The sequence below is a fragment of the Cupriavidus sp. FW306-1B-F12B genome, assembly GCF_058781795.1.
Genome location: NZ_JBYSXC010000007.1, coordinates 1 through 18244, shown reverse-complemented (window position 1 = coordinate 18244; position 18244 = coordinate 1). Strand labels below are relative to the sequence as shown.

Here is an 18244-nt window from a genome sequence, read left to right as displayed (position 1 = left end):
AGACCAGCGGCCGGCCATGTACCGGCCGCATGAAGAAGAATCCCCGAAGCGGTCATTTACCGACTGGAACGGAGTAGCCGGAGAGCAGAAACATGAATTCCAAACGACGAGAAGTGCTGCGGGTTACCGCTGTCCTGTCGCTGATGGCCGCCACCGGCCTGATCAGCGAGGCGCAGGCGGCCGAGTGGAACAAGAACGCCTTTGACGGCAAGAGCGTTGCCGACGTGATCAAGGCGCTCGGCGGCAGCGGCACCGAGAAAAGCACCGCCATCACCTTCACCGCCCCCGATATCGCCGAGAACGGCGCCGTGGTGCCGGTGGCCGTGACCAGCACCATCCCGGATACCGAGCAGATCGCGATCCTGGTGGAAAAGAACCCCAACACGCTGGCCGCCGACTTCATCATCCCGGCCGGCACCGAGCCGTTCGTCTCCACGCGCGTGAAGATGGGCCAGACCTCGGTCGTGCATGCCGCGGTCAAGGCCGGCGGCAAGTGGTACGTGGCATCGAAGGAAATCAAGGTCACGCTGGGCGGCTGCGGCGGCTGACGCCGCGCCCCGGATCGAGATTCCCAAACTGCAACAGGAGAAACACATGGCAGACCCGATGCGCGTACGCGCCACCGAAAACGGCGGCGTGGTTGACGTCAAGATTCTGATGAAGCACGACATGGAAACCGGCCAGCGCAAGGATGCGTCCGGCAAGGTCGTGCCGGCCTGGCATATCCAGACCGTGACCGCCCAGTGCAAGGGCAAGGAAGTGTTCCGCGCCCAGTTCGGCCCGGCGGTGTCGAAGGACCCGTTCCTGAACTTCAAGTTCAAGGGCGGCGCCAAGGGCGACAAGGTCGCAGTGACCTGGATCGACAACAAGGGCGACAAGCGCACCGACGAAGCGACCATCGCCTGACAGCCGTTCCCGCGGCCGGCAGGCCACGCCGTCCTCTGCTAAGGTTCGGGACGGATGCCGGGACTGGCCCGGCGGGAAGGAACAACATGCGGCGAGCATTTATTCGAGCATCGGCGGCGCTGGCCGCCATCGGCCTGTCGGCAAAAGCCGCGGCCCAGGCCGCGCCGGCTGCGGGCAAGGGCGGGCGCATCAAGGTGGTGTACCAGCTGTCGGAAGGCATCGACCAGGCGGTGCGCGCGATGGGCAACCTGCGCAACCACCTGAACGGCGCGCCGGGAACGAAGATCGTGGTAGTGGCGTTCGGCTACGGCATCGATTTCCTGGTCGAAGGCGCCAAGGATGCGCGCGGCAACACCTTTGACGGCCCGGTGGGCGCGCTGGCCTCGGCCGGGGTGGAGTTCCGCGTGTGCCGCAACACGCTGACCGCACGCAAGATTGCGGAATCGAGCCTGTTGATGGAAGCCAAGGTGGTACCGGCCGGCGTGGTCGAGATTGCGCGCCTGCAGGCCGAAGAAGGCTACGCCTATATCAAGCCCTGAGCCGGGCGGCGTAGCTTCCGGCAACAAGAGAGAGAGAACGGCCCGCCACGGTGCGAGGCCGCGAGGAGAAGCCCCATGAACACCATCCGAAGCCTGGCCCGGCGCGCCGCGCTGGCCGCGGCGGCCACCGCTGCGGTGGCCTCTGCTGCCGCCGTGCATGCGCAGGGCAGCACCGCCGACGAAATCGCCAAGTACCGCCAGATGCTGGCCGAAGGCAATCCCGCCGAGTTGTGGGAAGCCGCCGGCGAAGAACTGTGGAAGAAGCCGGCCGGCCCGAAGAACGCCTCGCTGGAACAATGCGACCTGGGCAAGGGCCCGGGCGTGACCAAGGGCGCCTACGCCGAGCTGCCGCGCTACTTCAAGGACGCCAGCAAGGTGATGGACCTGGAGCAGCGGCTCGCCTACTGCCGCATGACGCTGCAGGGGCTGACCAGGGAGGAGGCAACGAAGAACCCGTTCTCGTCGTCGGGCAAGCCGTCCGAGATCGAGCGCCTGGTGGCCTACCTGACCGGCGAGTCGCGCGGTGTGAAGATGAACGTGCAGCTCAGCCATCCCGAAGAAAAGCGCACCTATGCGCTGGGCGAGAAGATGTTCTTCTACCGCGGCGGCGCCTATGACTTTGCCTGCGCCACCTGCCATGCGGTGGACGGCCAGCGCATCCGGCTGCAGGACCTGCCCAACCTGCTGACCGACAAGGGCGCGCAGGCGGCCTACACCACCTGGCCCGCCTACCGCGTCTCGCAGGGCGAGGTCCGCACCATGCAGCACCGCCTGTACGACTGCCTGCGCCAGCAGCGCTTTCCCGAACCCGCCTATGGCTCGGACGTGATCACCGCGCTGACCATGTTCCTGGCGAAGAACGCCAACGGCGGGACCTACGACGGCCCGGCGATGAAGCGCTGACCAGTACGGGAGAGACAACATGCAACGACAACACCAGGCACTGGCCATCGCGGCCCTGGCCACCCTGCTGGCAGGCGGCGCCCACGCGCAGGACAGCACCAGGGCCCGCACGCCCAAGGGCAAGCCCGCCGCCGTCAGCGGTGCCGACATGAAGCACCTGATCGAGGACTCGTTCTCGTCACGCGGCCCGGTCACGGTCGAGGGCGTGCTCAACCAGGACGGCATGCAGCAGGCCTGCAGCCAGTACCCGGACCGCACCAAGGTGCCGGCAAAGCTTGCCAAGAAGATCGAAGCCGCCGAGCTCAAGCAGGTGAAATACCCCGCCGAAGACAAATGGCTGGGCGACTGGAAGGAAGGCGAAAAGGTCGCCCAGAACGGCCGCGGCATGCAGTTCACCGACCAGGTCGGCGGCACCAACGGCGGCAATTGCTACGCCTGCCACCAGATGACCAAGGCCGAGATCTCGTTCGGCAATATCGGCCCGTCGCTGTACCAGTACGGCAAGCTGCGCGGCAACTCGCAGGAAGTCATCAAGTACACCTGGGGCAAGATCTGGGACTCCAGCGCCTACGCCGCCTGCTCCAACATGCCGCGCTTCGGCCACAAGGGCATCCTGACCGAGGCCCAGATCCGCGACGTGATGGCGCTGCTGCTCGACCCGGCCTCGCCGGTCAACCAGTAAGGCCGATGCGCGCGCCTGCCGTGCTGCTGCGCTGGCTGCTGGCCTTCAGCCTGGCCGGCGCCGCAGCCGGCGCGGCAGCGCTGGAGGTCGGCGACACCGTGCGCCTGTCCGACGTGCGCACGCTCGACGGGCGCACCCTCAGCGCTGGCGCGCTGGCCGGCAAGCCGCTGGTGGTCGAATACTGGGCCTCGTGGTGCCCGTTCTGCGCGATGCAGAACCCGCGCCTGCAGAAGCTTTATGAACGCACGCGCGGCACGCCGCTGCAGGTGCTGACCATCAGCATCGACAAGGATCCGCGCGAGGCTGCCGACTACATGAAGAAGCGCGGCTACACCTTCCCGGCGACGATGGATTCGCCCGCGCTGCAGGCCGTGTTCGGCAAGCGCAAGGGACTGCCGGAGCTGTACGTGATCGACGCGCGCGGCCGCGTGGTGCAGAAGGAAGTGGGCGAAATGCTTGAAGACGACGTGGCGGCGCTGGAGCGGTACGCGCGGCCATAGTTTTGCGATGGCGGACGCCCGCGCCAGGGCCGACCGCCACCGTCAATTCCAGGAAGAGACATGAACCGACGCGAGTTCCTGCAGGTGCTGGCCATTGCCGGCGCCGGCGGCATGACGTTCCCCCATCAAGACGCGCACGCCGCGCAGGCCGCCGAGGCCATGTACGACCTGCCGCGCTTCGGCAACGTCCACCTGCTGCATTTCACCGACTGCCATGCGCAGCTGCGGCCGGTGTATTTCCGCGAGCCCAACGTCAACCTCGGTATCGGCGACTATGCCGGCAAGCCGCCGCACCTGGTCGGCGACGCGCTGCTGCGCCAGTACGGCATCCGCCCCGGCACGCCGCAGGCGCATGCGTTCACCTACCTGGATTTCAACGAGGCCGCGCGCCGCTATGGCAAGGTCGGCGGGTTTGCGCACCTGGCCACGCTGGTGAAACGGCTGAAGGCAGGCCGGCCGGGCGCCCTGCTGCTCGATGGCGGCGATACCTGGCAAGGCTCGGCCACCGCGCTGTGGACCAAGGGCCAGGACATGGTCGATGCCGCGCTGGCGCTGGGCGTGGACGTGATGACGCCGCACTGGGAGATGACCCTGGGCGCGGACCGCGTCAAGGAGATCGTCGACAAGGACTTCAAGGGCAAGGTCGCCTTCCTGGCGCAGAACATCAAGACCAACGATTTCGGCGATCCGGTGTTCGATCCGTACGTGATCCGCGAGATCAACGGCGTGCCGGTGGCCATCATCGGCCAGGCGTTCCCGTACACGCCCATCGCCAACCCGCGCTACTTCGTGCCGGACTGGACCTTCGGCATCCAGGAAGAGAATCTGCAGCAGGTCATCGACGCAGCGCGCGGCAAGGGCGCGCAGGCGGTGGTGCTGCTGTCCCACAACGGCATGGACGTGGACCTGAAGCTGGCCTCGCGCGTGCGCGGGCTCGACGCCATCCTGGGCGGCCATACCCATGACGGCATGCCCGCGCCGGTGCCGGTGAAGAATGCCGGCGGCACCACGCTGGTGACCAATGCCGGCTCCAACGGCAAGTTCCTCGGCGTGCTGGACTTTGACGTGAAGGGCGGCAAGGTCGCGGACTTTCGCTACCGGCTGCTGCCGGTGTTCGCCAACTACCTGCCGGCCGACCCCGCCATGGACGCGCTGATCAGGAAGGTACGCGCGCCCTATGAGCAAAAACTGGGCGAAGTGCTGGCCGTCAACCGCGGCCTGCTGTACCGCCGCGGCAATTTCAACGGCACCTTCGACCAGCTGATCCTGGACGGCCTGATGCAGGCCCAGGGCGCGCAGATCGCGTTCTCGCCGGGCTTCCGCTGGGGCACCACGCTGCTGCCGGGCGAGGCCATCACCATGGAACACCTGATGGACCAGACCGCCATCACCTACCCGTACACCACGGTGACGCAGATGAGCGGCGAGACCATCAAGACCATCCTGGAAGACGTGGCCGACAACCTGTTCAATCCCGACCCGTACTACCAGCAGGGCGGCGACATGGTGCGCGTGGGCGGGCTGCAATACACCATCGATCCGACCGCCGGCATGGGCAAGCGCATCAGCGACATGCGCCTGGCCGGCAAGCCGCTGGAAGCCGGCAAGACCTACAAGGTGGCGGGCTGGGCCCCGGTGGCCGAAGAGGCGCGCCAGGCCGGCGGCGCGCCGATCTGGGACGTGATGGCGCAGTGGCTGCGCAGCACCAGGGAAGTCAGCGCCCGCCCGCTGAACCTGCCGCGCGTGCGCGGCATGGACGGCAATCCGGGCATGGCCGCCTGATGTTGTGCGGCCCCGTCACGCGCCGCGCAGAGGATTGAAGGGCGCTGCCGTATTACGCTACAATCAACCGCCACGGGCCGATAGCTCAGCTGGGAGAGCGCTGCGTTCGCAATGCAGAGGTCGGGAGTTCGATCCTCCTTCGGTCCACCAGATATCCCGCGCAAAAGCCCCGGAAAGCCAACGCTTTCCGGGGCTTTTGTGTTTCTGCCGCCTGCGCTGTCCGCCATCTCGCGCTGGCAGCCGCCATACGCTATCGTTGACACCTCGGCACAGGCGTACGCGCCTTGTGCCGCCGCCAACCTACGCCCGCCGGGGCCTTGTTCGATCCCATGCAAGCCAACAGGAAATCGAGCCACCCGCTGGCGATGTCCCTGCGCTGGCATTCCTGAATCTCAAGAGGCATCCATGAGCCACATCCTGCTGATCAACCCGAATACGTCGAGCGCCACCACGCAGATGATGGTCGAGATCGCGCGCGCCTGGTTCGCGCAGGCCATGCCCGCGCCGCCGGCCGTGGTCGGCGCGACGGTCACGCGCGGCGCGCCGATGATCATCGACGAAGACGATCTTGCCGTGGCCGCCGAGGCGATCTGCGCTGCAGACATGCTGCGCCTGGCCGGCGGTGCCGACGGCGTGATCGTCGGCGCCTTCGGCGACCCCGGCATCGAGGCCCTGCGCGCGCAGCTGTCAGTGCCGGTGGTGGGTATCGGCGAAGCCTCGATGCACGCGGCCGCAGCCGGGCGGCGGCGCTTCGGCATCGCCACCACCACGCCGCGGCTGGCGGCGTCGATCAGCGCCAGCGTGCGCCGGCAGGGGTTGGACGAGCTGTTCACGGGCACGCGCTTCACCGAGGGCGATCCGCGCGCGCTGGGCGGCGCGCCGCAGCAGCAGGAAGACCTGCTGGCGGGCGCGGTCGATACCTGCATCCGAGCCGACGGCGCGCAAGCCGTGATCATCGGCGGCGGCCCGCTGGGCGAGGCCGCCCGGGCGCTGGGCCAGCGCTTTCCGATTCCCGTCATCGGCCCGGTGCCGGCGGCGTGCGCGGCCATGTCGCAGGCGCTGCGCTATTGCCCGGCGGCGTAAGCCGGCCCGTGGGGACAACAAGGAGCGCGAGCGATTTGCCCGGCCGTGTGGGTCGCGCCAGCGTGCAGGCGCGGGTAGGCTAGGCCACCCGGGTCGGCCGGCGGGCCTTCATCGCCGACGGCCGTACCTGTTGCAGCGCGCGCAGCGACTGCAGCGCGTCCTCGACCGCCTCGATGCCGTCGCGCAGGCGGCCGATGGCATAGCCAAGGCGGCTTTGCGCGTCGGCGTCTGGGGTGGAAAGGTTCTCTAATGCATCGACTTCCGCCTGCATCTGTCCGACCAGGCGGCGCAGCTGGGATGTGCTGTGCGAGGCAAGTGACCGAATCGCCATCGTTGGGTCCTCCTTGCAGTGTCCGGGTGTTCCCGTCCTGTGTAACGGTAAAGGCGACACCAGAACTTCGCCAGCGCTGTTACGAAATCGGCACGGCAGCGCCGCCGTGGCCCGGTCCGCCTGTCGCGGATGTTGGGCTATAGTCACCCGATGGAATCGGAACACAACCCTCTGCGGCCGGCATCCGCCGGCCTTCCGGACGACGCCACCGCCGCCAGCCCGGCCGAGGCCGACGCGCGCCACCGGGCTGGCCGGCGCAGCACGCTGGTCAGCGTGGCCGTCAATATCGGCCTGACCGCCGCGCAGGCGGTGGCCGGTGTCATCTCTGGCTCGCAGGCGCTGATCGCCGACGCCGCGCATTCCCTCTCGGACCTGCTGTCCGACTTCGTGGTGCTGCTGGCCGCCTGGCAGAGCCGCAAGGATCCGGACGCCCAACACCAGTACGGCCACCTGCGCTTCGAGACCGCGGCGTCGCTGGCACTCGGCGCGCTGCTGCTGGCGGTGGGGGCAGGCATGCTGTGGGCGGCGGTGGACAAATTGCAGCACCCGGCCAGCCTGCAGCCGGTGCAGCCAGTGGCCTTGTGGGTGGCACTGGTCGCGCTGGTGTCCAAGGAACTGCTGTTCCGCTACATGCTCGCGGTGGCGCGGCGCGTGCGCTCGGGCATGCTGGTGGCCAATGCCTGGCATGCGCGCTCGGATGCGGCCTCGTCGCTGGTGGTGGCGCTGGGTATTGGCGGCAACCTGCTGGGCTACCACATGCTCGACCCGGTGGCGGCCATCGTGGTCGGGCTGATGGTTGCGCGCATGGGCCTGCGTTTCGGCTGGGATGCGCTCAACGACCTGATGGACCGCGCGGCCGACGAGGAAACCGTCGCGGCGATCCGCGCGACCATGCTGGGCACGCCCGGCGTGCTGGGCCTGCACGACCTGCGCACCCGCAAGATGGGCGACCAGGTGCTGGTTGACGTGCACCTGGAGATCGATGCCGCGCTGACGGTGGCGCAGGGGCATGCGATCGCGGTCGAAGCCCGGCGCCGCACCCTGGAGCACCATCACGTGCTCAACGTGATGACGCACGTCGATCCCGTATACATGAGCAGCCAGGCCAGCGCTGCCTGAGCCCGGCCTGTGGACATCTTTGCCGGTTGCTGGGGATAACCGGCCGGACAAGCTGTGCCCCGCCTGGGGGCGCCTTGTGGGACGTATACGGATAACTGCGGCGCCCGCACTGCTGACGTATACGTGACTGCCACGCTATCCCGGCGAATCAGGGTTATCCCGCGGTGGTTATCTTTGCTGCAAGTCCCTGAGCCGAAAGGAGAAAGGTGACTTATCCACGGCCTGATGCCTGGTTTACCTACTACTACTATGTTTACATACGTAAACAATATTAAAGACATAGACAGGACCGTTGCGCCGTTCGCATTGGCCTGACGTTTACGCGGGCCATGGCGCTGGTGCGCCGGCGTATACCTGGCGCGCGCCGGGTATACGTCCACGCAACGCTAGCGCGGCACCTTGAACACCTTGCGTGCAGCCAGCACCTCGGCCCGGGTCGTGCAGCCTTCCTGGTGGTCATTGACCAGCCCCATCGCCTGCATCAGCGCGTACATGGTGGTGGGACCGACAAAGCGCCAGCCGCGCTTCTTCAGGTCCTTTGACAGCGCCGTGGATTCCGGCGAAGTCGCCATGGTGCGCAGCACCTCGGGTGTCAGCACCCTGGGCCGGCTGGACGGATCGGGCTCGAAGCGCCAGAAGTAGGCGGCCAGCGACGATTCCGTCTCCAGCAGTTCGCGGGCCCGCTGCGCATTGTTGATGGCCGCCTCGATCTTGCCGCGGTGGCGCACGATGCCGGCGTCGCCGAGCAGGCGCGCAATATCGCGCTCGCTGAAGCGCGCCACCTTTTCGATGTCGAAATTGGCAAACGCCTTGCGGAAGGCCTCGCGCTTGCGCAGGATGGTCAGCCAGCTCAGGCCGGACTGGAAGCCTTCCAGGCACAGCTTCTCGAACAGCCGGCGGTCGTCGGCGACCGGAAAGCCCCACTCGGTGTCGTGGTAGTGGCAATAGTCCTCCAGCGTGCCGCACCAGCCGCAGCGCACCGCTGCTTCCTTCTTGCTTGTCATGGGTACCTGTTCCCTGTTGAAAGTCCCGCACGCCGGCCAGGCTCTCGCCGACCGGCGCATTTGCTGCGATCATGCCCGCACCTGAGAGATTGCGGAAGGCTGAAAATGGACATGCGATTGACAACCCTGGACGAAGACGGATGGGAGCTCGACGACGCCGAGCCCATCGCCGCCGCCCATCCCGAGACCTTCTGGATGCCGCCGCGCGAGGAGCGTGATGAACTCGCACCCGGCCAGCTGGTCAAGCTGATCTTCCGCATCCTGGTCGCGGACGAGACGGGCAGCGAAGAGGTTCACGTGGAGCGGATGTGGGTCATCGTCACCGGGCGCGAGGGCAGCCTTTATACCGGCGAGCTTGATAACCAGCCGTATTGCACCGACGAGATGAACCCGGGCATGCCGCTGTGCTTCGAGGCTCGGCATGTGATCAATATCCACCGGGACGAGGACGAAGCCGGCTAGACGGGCTGCCCGCGCGCAACAAAAAAGCCAGCCTCGCGGCTGGCTTTCTTGCCTGGAACTGGCGCGGACGGCTCAGGCCAGCTTCTTGCCCGTGCGGTCGTGCATGAACACCAGCGCGATAAAACTCACCACGGCAGCGGCGATCACGTAGTAAGCCGGCGCCAGCTTGTTCTGCGTCGACTCGATCAGCCAGGTCACGATCAGCGGCGCAAAGCCGCCGAAGATGGTCACGGCGAAGTTGTAGGCCAGCGACAGCCCGGTGGAGCGCACCTCGGTCGGGAACTGCTCGGCCAGCACCGCCGGGGCCGGGCCGGTGAAGGCCGCCAGCAGGATGCCCAGCACGATCTGCACCTGCAGCAGCGTCTGCGTGCTCGGCGACACATTGAGCCAGTGGAACAGCGGATAAGCCAGCACGCCGATCAGCAGCGCCACGATGCCCAGCATGCGCTTGCGGCCCATGCGGTCCGACAGCATGCCCATCAGCGGGCACAGCACCAGGATGATGGCGCCGCACAGCGCGGTCGACTTGAAGGTCGCGCCCAGCGGCAGGCCCAGCTGCTGCTTGGCGTACGACGGCATGTAGAACACCAGCACGTAGGTGCACACCGTCCACAGGATGGTCACGCCCAGGCCGGCCAGCACTTCGCGCGGGTGGTCGCGCAGCACCTGCGTGAGCGGCGAGAACTTGACCTTGGCGGCCTTGCGCGCGGCCTGACGCGCCTCGAACTCGGGCGGCTCGTCCAGGTGCGAGCGGATATACATGCCGACCGGGCCGATCAGCAGGCCGAACAGGAACGGGATGCGCCAGCCCCAGGCATCGATCTGCTCGGGCGACAGGCCATTGGTGACCAGCGCGCCCATGGCCGCGCCCAGCATGAAGGAGATGCCCTGGCTGGCCTGCTGCCAGCTGGCGTAGGCGCCGCGCTCGGCGTCGGGCGCGTGCTCGATCAGGAAGGCGGTGGCGCCTCCCACCTCGCCGCCGGCGGAGAAGCCCTGGATCAGGCGCGCCAGCACGATCAGCGCCGGTGCCCACAGGCCGATCTGGTCGTAGGTCGGGGCCAGCCCGATGATGGCCGTGCCCAGCGCCATCAGCAAGATGGTCAGCGTCAGCGCCGCCTTGCGGCCCACGCGGTCGGCGTAGACGCCCAGCACGATGGCGCCGACCGGGCGCATGAAGAAGCCCACACCGAAGGTGGCGACGGTCAGCAGGAACGAGGTCAGGTCATCGCCGGTCGGGAAGAACAGCTTGGCGATGATGACGGCAAAGAAGCTGTAGACGGTGAAGTCGAACCATTCCAGGCCGTTGCCGATGGTCGCGGCGATGATCGCCTTTCGTCGGGTGGCGGCTGAAATGTCGGGGATGGGGGCGGTAGTCGCGGTCATGAAGCGTCGGAAAGGCGGGGAAACCGTGATATTAAGCGATTCCTTAATTTTCCATCCGCCCCTGAACCGCCGTGAACGCGCTCAGAAGCTGACCGCCAGCCCCAGCGAGACGCCCGACACGTTGTTGCCGAACACATAGCGCAGCACCGCCCGGATCCGCGTGACAAAGACCTCATGCGCGCTGGTGTCCAGTTCCAGCCCGGTGCCGAGCGTGGTCAGGTAGTTGAAGCCGAGGATGCCGGCCTGGCTGCCAAGGTAGTGTGAATGTGATAGCTCAAGCACGTATCGTACCGGCCGGTCGAACGCATGCATTCCGGTTGGCGCCCGCCAGCGCGCCCACAGGTTGGCGGTCTGCGCCGTGGCCGTGCCCGTGACCGCGCTGGACGTACCGCCGAAGCTCTGCAGGTGGATATTGGTGTAGCGCAGTTCCACGTCGATCTCGTAGTTCTCGCGGTAGTGCTCCCAGTCCAGCATCACCGAGCCGCCCAGCCCGTAGGCATTCAGGCTGCCGCCGTCGAGGAAGTTGAGCTGGCGATCGGTGACCTGCTCGACCGCGAACTTGCCGATTGACAGGTCGCTGGAGACATTGCCCAGCGAGGCGTTGAAGATCGGCCGGAACACCAGTTCCTTGTTGGCCGTCAGCGGAAAGTCCCAGCCCACGCCGATGGTGCCGGAAAAGGTGTTCCAGCGGGTCGGGATGGCGCGGGATTCGGCGCCATTGGTGGCAACGAAGGTGGGATCGTAGCGGCTGTAGGCGATGGCGCCTTCCAGGTAGAGCGGGAACGACTTGCTGATGGTGAAGCCGCCGCCCAGCTGCGACATGACGATGCCGGGATCGTCGGTGCTGGTGTTGTTGATCGACAGCGAGCTGGAGGTAAGGTCCGGCACCACCGAGTACGCCATCAGCGACAGCACCGCGTTGGCGTGCCGCTGCACATTGGCCCCGGCCAGGCGCAGTCCGGGCGCGCCCTGGGCATGTGCCGCGCCGGCGGCCAGCAGCGCCGCCGCGCCCATGGCGGCCAGGGCCGTCCGCCAAAGGGGCCGCGAGCGGCGGCTAGGCGCGGGGTGGAACCGTCGGTGTCGCCGGCGTGCGGACATGGACAATCTCTGTGCAGTCAGTGCCGCAGCGCGCTGCCGTGCGGCAATCTCCCGCGCATTCTAGCGACGCAGGATAGTGAGGGAGCGTCGCGCGAAATCTTTCAGATCGGACTGCTGCCGCCTTAAATCGGCGCGGCGCCGGTCAGGCGGCCGGATGGCGGCGGGTCGACGGTCCGGAGGGCGGGGAGGGCGGCGTAGCCGGCATGGCTGGATGGGTGGGCGCCGGCCGGCGGCGCGTGAGCCACAGCAGCAGCGCACTGGCGGCCCAGCCGGTCACGAACACGGTGTCGCCGGCATGGTTCAGCCAGGTTGCCGCAGCGGGCGTGCCGGCCAGGGATGCCAGCAAGCCGGCCGGCAGGCGCGCCAGGATCCACAGGGCGACGGCGGGCACGCTGCCGTAGACGCCCGGTTGCCACCAGTGGGCCAGGAAGGGAGGGTGCCGCCCGGGGCGGCGCAGGATGCGCGGTACCACCGAAGTCTCCGGCCACACATGGCGCGCGGGGCGTGCCGGTGGCATCAAGGCGTTGCAGGAGCCCCGCCGGATGACACCGCCGGGGGCTCACGGTTGCATCATAGGCCGATCGCCCCTGGCTGCGTTGCCGGTGACCGAGGCGCTGTGTGCGCCACGCCACGCTGGGCCCGGCCGTTCAACTTTTTTGCACGACGTGTCCGCAAATGGCGCCCGTGCCCAGCGCGGATCTTTGCCAAACTGGATGCAGGTACACAAACAGTTTGAAGGTGGTCCTGCCATGCTTCCCTCGCTCTACATCTCCCACGGTTCCCCGATGCTCGCCATCGATCCCGGCCCCACCGGCGCCGCCTTCGATGCGCTGGGCGGGCAACTGCGCACCCGGCGCCCGCGCGCGGTGCTGGTGATCTCGGCGCACTGGATCTACAGCACGCTGGCTGTCACCAGCCGCGAGCGCCAGGAAGCCTGGCACGATTTCGGCGGCTTCCCGCGCGAGCTGTACGCACTGCGCTACGACGCCCCGGGTTCGCCGGCGCTGGCCGGGCGGGTCAAGGCCCTGGTCGAGGCGGCAGCGGTCCCCGGTGCCGGGTTTGTCGGCCAGGACGAAGAACGCCCGCTGGACCACGGCGCCTGGATGCCGATGCGCCACTTCTTCCCGGATGCCGACGTGCCGGTGGTGCAACTGGCGCTGAACCCCTACTTGTCGCCCGCAACGCAGATCGAGATCGGCCGCGCGCTGGCGCCGCTGCGCGACGAGGGCGTGCTGGTGCTGGCCTCCGGCAGCTTCACGCACAACCTGCAGGAAGTGTTTGGCGGCGGCCGGCGCGACCAGCATGGGGCGCAGGCCGAGCCATATGTGGAAGCCTTCCGCGGCTGGATGGCGGATGCCCTCGACGAGGCCCTGGCCAGCGGCGATACCGGCCGCATTGCCGACTACCGCGCCCAGGCGCCGTATGCGCGCCGCGCGCACCCGACCGACGAGCACCTGCTGCCGTTCTTCGTGGCGCTGGGCGCGGCCTTGGGTCCCCAGGCTGCCAGTGGCGCAGGGCCGGCGCCGGCCAGCGTGTCGCGGGTTGCCGATGAGGTGACCTATGGCGTGCTCGCCATGGACAGCTTCGTGTTCGAGGGCCTGGGCGCCGGCGCACCGCTGCGCGCGGCGGCCTGACGCGCGTTACCGTTCGGCCGGGGCCTGTGCCGCCGGCGTGCCGGCGCGCGCCGGCAGGTAGCGCCGTGCCGAGCGCGCGCCCGCGAGCGCGATCCAGCCCATGGTCAGCGCCACCAGCGCCAGCCCGATGCGCAGGTTGGCCAGGTGCGCGACCCCGCCGATCAGCACCGGCCCCAGCAGCAGCCCCAGGTAGGCAAAGCGCGCCACGCGCGAAATTGCTTCGGCCGGCGCCACGCCCGGCAGCCGCGACGCGGCAACGAAGAAGATCGGCACCATATTGGCCGCGCCCAGCCCCATCAGCGTAAAGCCTGCCAGCGCGGCTAGCGGCAGCGGCACCAGCAGCGCCAGCGCAATGCCGCCAAAGCCCAGCCAGGCACTGCCAGTCAGCGTGGCGCCGTCGCCCAGGCGCGCGCGCAGGCGGTCGCCGCCGAAGCGTCCGCACGCCATCCCGCCCGAGAACGCAGCGTAGCCCAGGCTGATCCAGCCATCGGGCGCCTGCGCCACGTCGCGCATATAGACGCTGGTCCAGTCGTACATCGCGCCTTCGCCGACCAGGCCCAGGAACGCCAGTAGGCCCAGCAGCCACAGCGCGCGCACCGCGTGGTCGCGATGGTGGGCCGCCGATGGCAGCACCGGATGGTCCGCCAGCAGCCCGGGCAGCGTACCCAGCGCCACCGCCGCGGTCACGCCCGCCATCATCGCCGCATGTGCCAGCGGCGCCACGTCCAGTGACAGCACCAGGCCGCCCGCACCCGCGCCGGCCATGCCGCCCAGGCTGAACATGCCGTGCAGCGCCGACATCACGGGCCGCGTGCGGCTGGCCTCGACCGTGGCCGCCTGTGCGTTCATGGCGACATCGAAGGCGGCATTGGCCATGCCGAACGCCACCAGCGCGGGCAGCAGCAGCCAGAACGATGGCATCGCCAGGATCGCCACCGTGGCCAGCGCAAACAGCAGCCCGCCCGTCATCGACGCCCGCGCGCTGCCCGCGCGCGCCACCCAGCGCCCGACCGGGCCCATCGCCAGGATGGCGCCGCCGGCCACGGCCAGCATCGCCAGAGACAGCATCGCGTCGGACAGGCCGAAGCGTGCCTTGATCGTGGGAATATGCACGCCCCACGTGGCAAAGGTGGCGCCATTGACGAAGAACAGCGCCATGGTGCCGCGCGTGGCGCGCGACACCGTGGCCGGCAAGGGCGCGGAAGCGGTCGGGGAATGCGGCTCAGGCATGGGAGGGTGCGGCAGGGGGGGCGGCGGTGCCCCTGCAAAAGCCGTCATTGTCCCGCATCGGCGCGAGGCGGGTATGACAACGCCGCGCTACCGGCTGGCGGCATCCACGCGCAGCAGCCCGCGCCGGTGCAGCGCGTAGCCGAAGGCCAGCAGCGCGCCCAGCGCCAGCGCCACCATCACCCACAGCATCAGCCAGTAGCCGCCGGCGGCACGCCACAGCAGCGCGCCCAGCCACGGCGCGGCGGCCTGCATCAGCAGCACCGGCGTCATCATCAGGCCGTTGAGCGTGGCGTAGTGATGGCGCGAGATCAGTTCCGGCATGGCCATCGCGCGCAGCATGGTGTTGACGCCGTTGGCGCAGCCGTACAGCACCGCGGCCACCATCAGCCAGGCGCCGTGCCCCAGCGCAAAGCACAGCAGCCCGGCGCCCATCAGCGCATAGACCGGCAGCGACAGCCGCACCGGGTGGCGCACCCCCGCGCGCATCATCAGCATGCGGCCCGCCACCTGGGCCGGGCCGATCAGCGCGGCCACCACCAGTTGCTGCGCCACCGGCATGCCCTTTTCGGTCAGCATCGGGATCAGGTGCGCCCCCAGCAGCGAGGCCACCACCGCGGTCGCGGTAAAGGCCAGCACCACCGCCCAGAACACCGGCTGACGCAGCGTGGCGCGGGCAATGTCGCGGCTGCCGGCCTGGCCGTCGGCGGGGGTCATGCCGGAATAAGTGGGATGCAGCGCGTAGCGCATGCGCGCGTGCAGCGGCGCGCAGACCAGCAGGTTGAGCGCGGCGAAGCCGATCAGCGTCGGGCGCCAGCCCAGATGGATCACCAGCCATTGCGCCAGCGGCACGAAGATAGTGCTGGCAAAGCCGGCCATCAGCGTGACCACCACGATCGGCTTCTGATACTGGTCGCCATAGGCCTGGCGCAGTACCACGAAGGCGGGCTCGTACAGCGTGGTCGCCATGGCCAGCCCGATCGGCACCCACATCAGCAGGAACACCGGCTGCGACGGCGTCCATGCCCACAGCAGCAGGCCCAGCCCGGCCAGCACCGAGCCCGCGCCCATCACCTTGCGCGCCGGCGCGCGGTCCAGCAACCGCCCCACCGCGAACGAGCACAGCGCCCACACCAGCAGCCCCAGCGAATAGCCGCCCGCCAGGAAGGGCTTGGACCAGCCCAGGCTGCGGATCATGGGGTCGATGAAAACGGTGAAGGCGAAGAACAGCGTGCCCCAGGAGATGGTCTCGGTCAGGCCGAGGATCCAGACCAGCCGGCGCGGCGGCGTGGCGGGGTGCGCGGGTCCGGTGCGTGCCGGGCTGGCGTCTGGGGCGGTGCTGGCGGCGTCCGCGTCGGAGCTGGCTTCTATTGTTGTCATGGCGGGCCCAGCGGGGTGGTCGCCATGGACGGCGGCGCGTGGGGCCAGTCGGAAATTGTAGCGATCCCGCGCGCACTCCGCGCGCGGGACACGCACGTTACTGTGCGGTCACCGGAACAGGCGGTCCCTTGAGCTCGACCACGTTGCCGTCCGGATCGCTCACATAGAGCGACGGTCCCTTGCCTTCGGCGCCGAAGCGCTGCGCCACCTCGCCGGCGTCCACGCCATGCCGCGCCAGGTGCGCCCGCACCGCGTCGGCATCGAACGGGTCGATGCGCAGGCAGAAATGGTCCAGGTTGCGGCCCTGCGCTCCCGGTCCGGCGCCGCCGGCGCGGCCGAGCGGGCCGTCGAGCGCGACCAGGTCGATCAGTCCGCTGCCCGCGCGCAGCTGCGTCAGGCCCAGCTCGGTTTGCTCGCGCTCAACACTGCAGCCGAGCACCTCGACATAGAAGCGCCGCAGCGCGTCAACGTCTGCGCTGCGCAGTACCAGGTGGTCGATGCCCAGGATGCGGAACATGGCGGCCTCAGTGGTGCAGTCCGTCGTAGTCGATGACCTTCAGGCTGTCCAGGTCGACATTGTCCAGGCAGCGCACATTGACCGCGGCCATCGGCTTGCCGTCCTTGTCCTGCCCGTCCGCATACGGACCGCAGCCGCACACCGGGCAGAAGCGGTGCGCGATCTTCATGGTGTTGAAGCGGTAGGTGGAGGCATTGCTCTCCGGCGTTTCCAGCTTGAACGTCGCGCGCGGCACGAACCACAGCAGGTGGCCGCGCCGGCGGCAGATCGAGCAGTTGCAGCGGATCACGCTGGGGATGCTGTCGGCCTCCACTTCGAAGGCAATGGCGCCGCAGTGGCAGCTTCCGTGGAAAGTCATGTCGTCTCCTTGAGGTCGGTCCGGCGTGCCCGCTAAATATCTGGAATCAGTCGTTTGCCCAGGCTGACCACTTCATCGGGCGCATAGCCCAGCTTGTCGTAGAAATCGATCACGGCGCGGTTGCCTGCGCGTACCAGCAAGTTGATCTTGGGGCAGCCCCGCTCGATCAGCAACTGCTCGGCATGCGCCATCAGCATGCGCCCGTAGCCCTTGCCCTGCAGGCCGGGCTGTACCGCCAGATAGTAGACCCAGCCGCGATGCCCGTCGAACCCCACCATGGCAGTGGCGACGGGTTTGCCGTCGATGTCGCCGACCAGGAACAGTTCAGGCTGCTCGGTCAGCTTGCGCGCGATATCACGCTGCGGGTCGTTCCACGGACGGGTCAGGCCGCAGGCCTGCCACAAGGCAATGACGCAGGATTGGTCTTCCGGGCGGAAAGGACGGATCAGCATGCTTGGTGGTGCGCCGCAATATGCCGGCACATTGTTAGCTTTTTGACAGTGTAGCGCCGCTGCGGATGCCACAATGCCTGCAAAACACGGCGAGACGATGCGCGGCCATCGCGCACGCTGCCACCAAAGGAGACCCGCATGAGCGACACCCACGCGCCTGCACGCGCCACCTTCAGCCATATGGAACACGGCACCCGCGAGGACTGGGCCGCCATCTCCGCCGAATTCATGCCATTCGCGCGGGCGCTGCCGGATCGCGTGCTGGCGCACCTGCGCCTGCTCGATGGCGATTGCGGCGGCTTCCCCGTGGACCGGCTCACGCATTCGCTGCAGACCGCGACACTGGCGCACCGCGACGGCCAGGACGAGGAATACGTGGTCTGCGCGCTGCTGCACGATATCGGCGATACGCTCGGCAGCTTCAATCATCCCGACATTGCCGCCGCCATCCTCAAGCCATTCGTCAGCCCAGAGAACCTGTGGATGGTGGAAAAGCACGGCGTGTTCCAGGGCTACTACTTCTTCCATCACCTCGGCCTGGACCGCAACCTGCGCGAGCAATACCGCAGCCAGCCCGAGCTGTTCGAGCGCACCGCGGAGTTCTGCCGCAAGTACGACGGTGCCGCCTTCATGACGGACTACGACACGCTGCCGCTGTCGTTCTTCGAGCCGATGGTGCGGCGCGTGCTGGCGCAGCCGAGGAATTCGATGTATGTGAAGCCGGGAGAAAAGGAGCTGGCGCGGCCGTAAGGCGACAGCACAACACAACCGTGTGTTCCCTCTCCCCTCAGCGGTGTACAGACCGGGGACATGGGTAACAGGTGTTCGGAGACATAGGTGACACGTGACCTGCGCGCATCATGATGCGCGCAGGTCAAGTTCTC

General features: G+C 68.1%; 22 protein-coding genes and 1 tRNA gene. 13 read left to right on the top strand and 10 right to left on the bottom strand.

Annotated elements, in window-relative coordinates; all coding sequences use genetic code 11:
* Positions 1 to 92: 92 nt before the first annotated feature.
* From soxY to AC3WLE_RS13695, 9 genes are all read left to right on the top strand, one after another.
* A complete protein-coding gene (gene soxY / locus AC3WLE_RS13735; protein ID WP_010812118.1) occupies positions 93 to 548 on the top strand; it encodes a thiosulfate oxidation carrier protein SoxY in 456 nt (151 codons plus the stop codon).
* A gap of 46 nt (positions 549 to 594) precedes the next feature.
* Positions 595 to 906: a thiosulfate oxidation carrier complex protein SoxZ gene (gene soxZ / locus AC3WLE_RS13730; protein WP_018006135.1), complete on the top strand. Its 312-nt coding sequence runs from the start codon at positions 595 to 597 to the stop codon at positions 904 to 906.
* A gap of 86 nt (positions 907 to 992) precedes the next feature.
* Entirely contained in the window at positions 993 to 1445 is a 453-nt protein-coding gene (locus AC3WLE_RS13725; RefSeq protein ID WP_010812116.1) for a DsrE family protein, read from the top strand.
* A gap of 75 nt (positions 1446 to 1520) precedes the next feature.
* Positions 1521 to 2348, top strand: coding sequence for a sulfur oxidation c-type cytochrome SoxA (soxA, locus tag AC3WLE_RS13720; RefSeq protein WP_492352473.1), 828 nt, complete (start codon positions 1521 to 1523; stop codon positions 2346 to 2348).
* A gap of 19 nt (positions 2349 to 2367) precedes the next feature.
* Complete coding sequence (soxX, locus tag AC3WLE_RS13715; protein WP_492352472.1) at positions 2368 to 3030, top strand: sulfur oxidation c-type cytochrome SoxX; 663 nt, start codon at positions 2368 to 2370, stop codon at positions 3028 to 3030.
* A gap of 5 nt (positions 3031 to 3035) precedes the next feature.
* Positions 3036 to 3530: a TlpA family protein disulfide reductase gene (locus AC3WLE_RS13710; protein ID WP_492357380.1), complete on the top strand. Its 495-nt coding sequence runs from the start codon at positions 3036 to 3038 to the stop codon at positions 3528 to 3530.
* A 60-nt stretch (positions 3531 to 3590) separates the two neighbouring features.
* On the top strand, positions 3591 to 5312 hold the full coding sequence (gene soxB / locus AC3WLE_RS13705; RefSeq protein WP_492320020.1) for a thiosulfohydrolase SoxB: 1722 nt from the start codon (positions 3591 to 3593) through the stop codon (positions 5310 to 5312).
* A gap of 74 nt (positions 5313 to 5386) precedes the next feature.
* Positions 5387 to 5462 (top strand) — tRNA-Ala (locus AC3WLE_RS13700).
* A gap of 255 nt (positions 5463 to 5717) precedes the next feature.
* The gene (locus tag AC3WLE_RS13695; RefSeq protein WP_492320007.1) at positions 5718 to 6395 is read left to right on the top strand and encodes an aspartate/glutamate racemase family protein; all 678 of its coding nucleotides are present in this window, start codon (positions 5718 to 5720) and stop codon (positions 6393 to 6395) included.
* Between the two features lie 79 nt (positions 6396 to 6474).
* On the opposite strand, the gene AC3WLE_RS13690 is transcribed toward AC3WLE_RS13695, so the two are convergent.
* Entirely contained in the window at positions 6475 to 6726 is a 252-nt protein-coding gene (locus AC3WLE_RS13690; RefSeq protein WP_010813430.1) for a hypothetical protein, read from the bottom strand.
* 150 nt (positions 6727 to 6876) lie between these two features.
* Between AC3WLE_RS13690 and AC3WLE_RS13685 the strand changes: the two genes are divergently transcribed.
* On the top strand, positions 6877 to 7845 hold the full coding sequence (locus AC3WLE_RS13685) for a cation diffusion facilitator family transporter (protein WP_492357381.1): 969 nt from the start codon (positions 6877 to 6879) through the stop codon (positions 7843 to 7845).
* A gap of 386 nt (positions 7846 to 8231) precedes the next feature.
* Here the strand turns inward: AC3WLE_RS13685 and AC3WLE_RS13680 are convergent, their stop codons facing one another.
* Positions 8232 to 8849: a DNA-3-methyladenine glycosylase I gene (locus AC3WLE_RS13680; protein ID WP_492320005.1), complete on the bottom strand. Its 618-nt coding sequence runs from the start codon at positions 8847 to 8849 to the stop codon at positions 8232 to 8234.
* A gap of 105 nt (positions 8850 to 8954) precedes the next feature.
* Between AC3WLE_RS13680 and AC3WLE_RS13675 the strand changes: the two genes are divergently transcribed.
* Entirely contained in the window at positions 8955 to 9311 is a 357-nt protein-coding gene (locus AC3WLE_RS13675) for a DUF2314 domain-containing protein (RefSeq protein WP_492320004.1), read from the top strand.
* A 72-nt stretch (positions 9312 to 9383) separates the two neighbouring features.
* Here the strand turns inward: AC3WLE_RS13675 and AC3WLE_RS13670 are convergent, their stop codons facing one another.
* From AC3WLE_RS13670 to AC3WLE_RS13660, 3 genes are all read right to left on the bottom strand, one after another.
* Complete coding sequence (locus AC3WLE_RS13670; protein ID WP_013958307.1) at positions 9384 to 10694, bottom strand: MFS transporter; 1311 nt, start codon at positions 10692 to 10694, stop codon at positions 9384 to 9386.
* An 81-nt stretch (positions 10695 to 10775) separates the two neighbouring features.
* Entirely contained in the window at positions 10776 to 11708 is a 933-nt protein-coding gene (locus AC3WLE_RS13665; protein ID WP_492352469.1) for a hypothetical protein, read from the bottom strand.
* Positions 11709 to 11934: 226 nt separating this feature from the next.
* Entirely contained in the window at positions 11935 to 12309 is a 375-nt protein-coding gene (locus AC3WLE_RS13660; protein WP_492357382.1) for a hypothetical protein, read from the bottom strand.
* A gap of 232 nt (positions 12310 to 12541) precedes the next feature.
* On the opposite strand from AC3WLE_RS13660, the gene AC3WLE_RS13655 reads away from it, so the two are divergent.
* On the top strand, positions 12542 to 13426 hold the full coding sequence (locus AC3WLE_RS13655) for a DODA-type extradiol aromatic ring-opening family dioxygenase (RefSeq protein WP_492352468.1): 885 nt from the start codon (positions 12542 to 12544) through the stop codon (positions 13424 to 13426).
* Positions 13427 to 13432: 6 nt separating this feature from the next.
* On the opposite strand, the gene AC3WLE_RS13650 is transcribed toward AC3WLE_RS13655, so the two are convergent.
* From AC3WLE_RS13650 to AC3WLE_RS13630, 5 genes are all read right to left on the bottom strand, one after another.
* Entirely contained in the window at positions 13433 to 14656 is a 1224-nt protein-coding gene (locus AC3WLE_RS13650; RefSeq protein ID WP_492319999.1) for an MFS transporter, read from the bottom strand.
* A gap of 87 nt (positions 14657 to 14743) precedes the next feature.
* The gene (locus AC3WLE_RS13645) at positions 14744 to 16033 is read right to left on the bottom strand and encodes an MFS transporter (protein ID WP_492319998.1); all 1290 of its coding nucleotides are present in this window, start codon (positions 16031 to 16033) and stop codon (positions 14744 to 14746) included.
* A 97-nt stretch (positions 16034 to 16130) separates the two neighbouring features.
* On the bottom strand, positions 16131 to 16550 hold the full coding sequence (locus AC3WLE_RS13640) for a VOC family protein (protein WP_492319997.1): 420 nt from the start codon (positions 16548 to 16550) through the stop codon (positions 16131 to 16133).
* Positions 16551 to 16557: 7 nt separating this feature from the next.
* Entirely contained in the window at positions 16558 to 16908 is a 351-nt protein-coding gene (locus tag AC3WLE_RS13635; protein WP_013958300.1) for a GFA family protein, read from the bottom strand.
* A 32-nt stretch (positions 16909 to 16940) separates the two neighbouring features.
* Complete coding sequence (locus tag AC3WLE_RS13630; protein WP_492319996.1) at positions 16941 to 17360, bottom strand: GNAT family acetyltransferase; 420 nt, start codon at positions 17358 to 17360, stop codon at positions 16941 to 16943.
* Positions 17361 to 17498: 138 nt separating this feature from the next.
* Here AC3WLE_RS13630 and AC3WLE_RS13625 point away from each other — a divergent pair, with 138 nt between their 5' ends.
* Entirely contained in the window at positions 17499 to 18110 is a 612-nt protein-coding gene (locus AC3WLE_RS13625; protein ID WP_492319995.1) for an HD domain-containing protein, read from the top strand.
* Positions 18111 to 18244 lie beyond the last annotated feature (134 nt).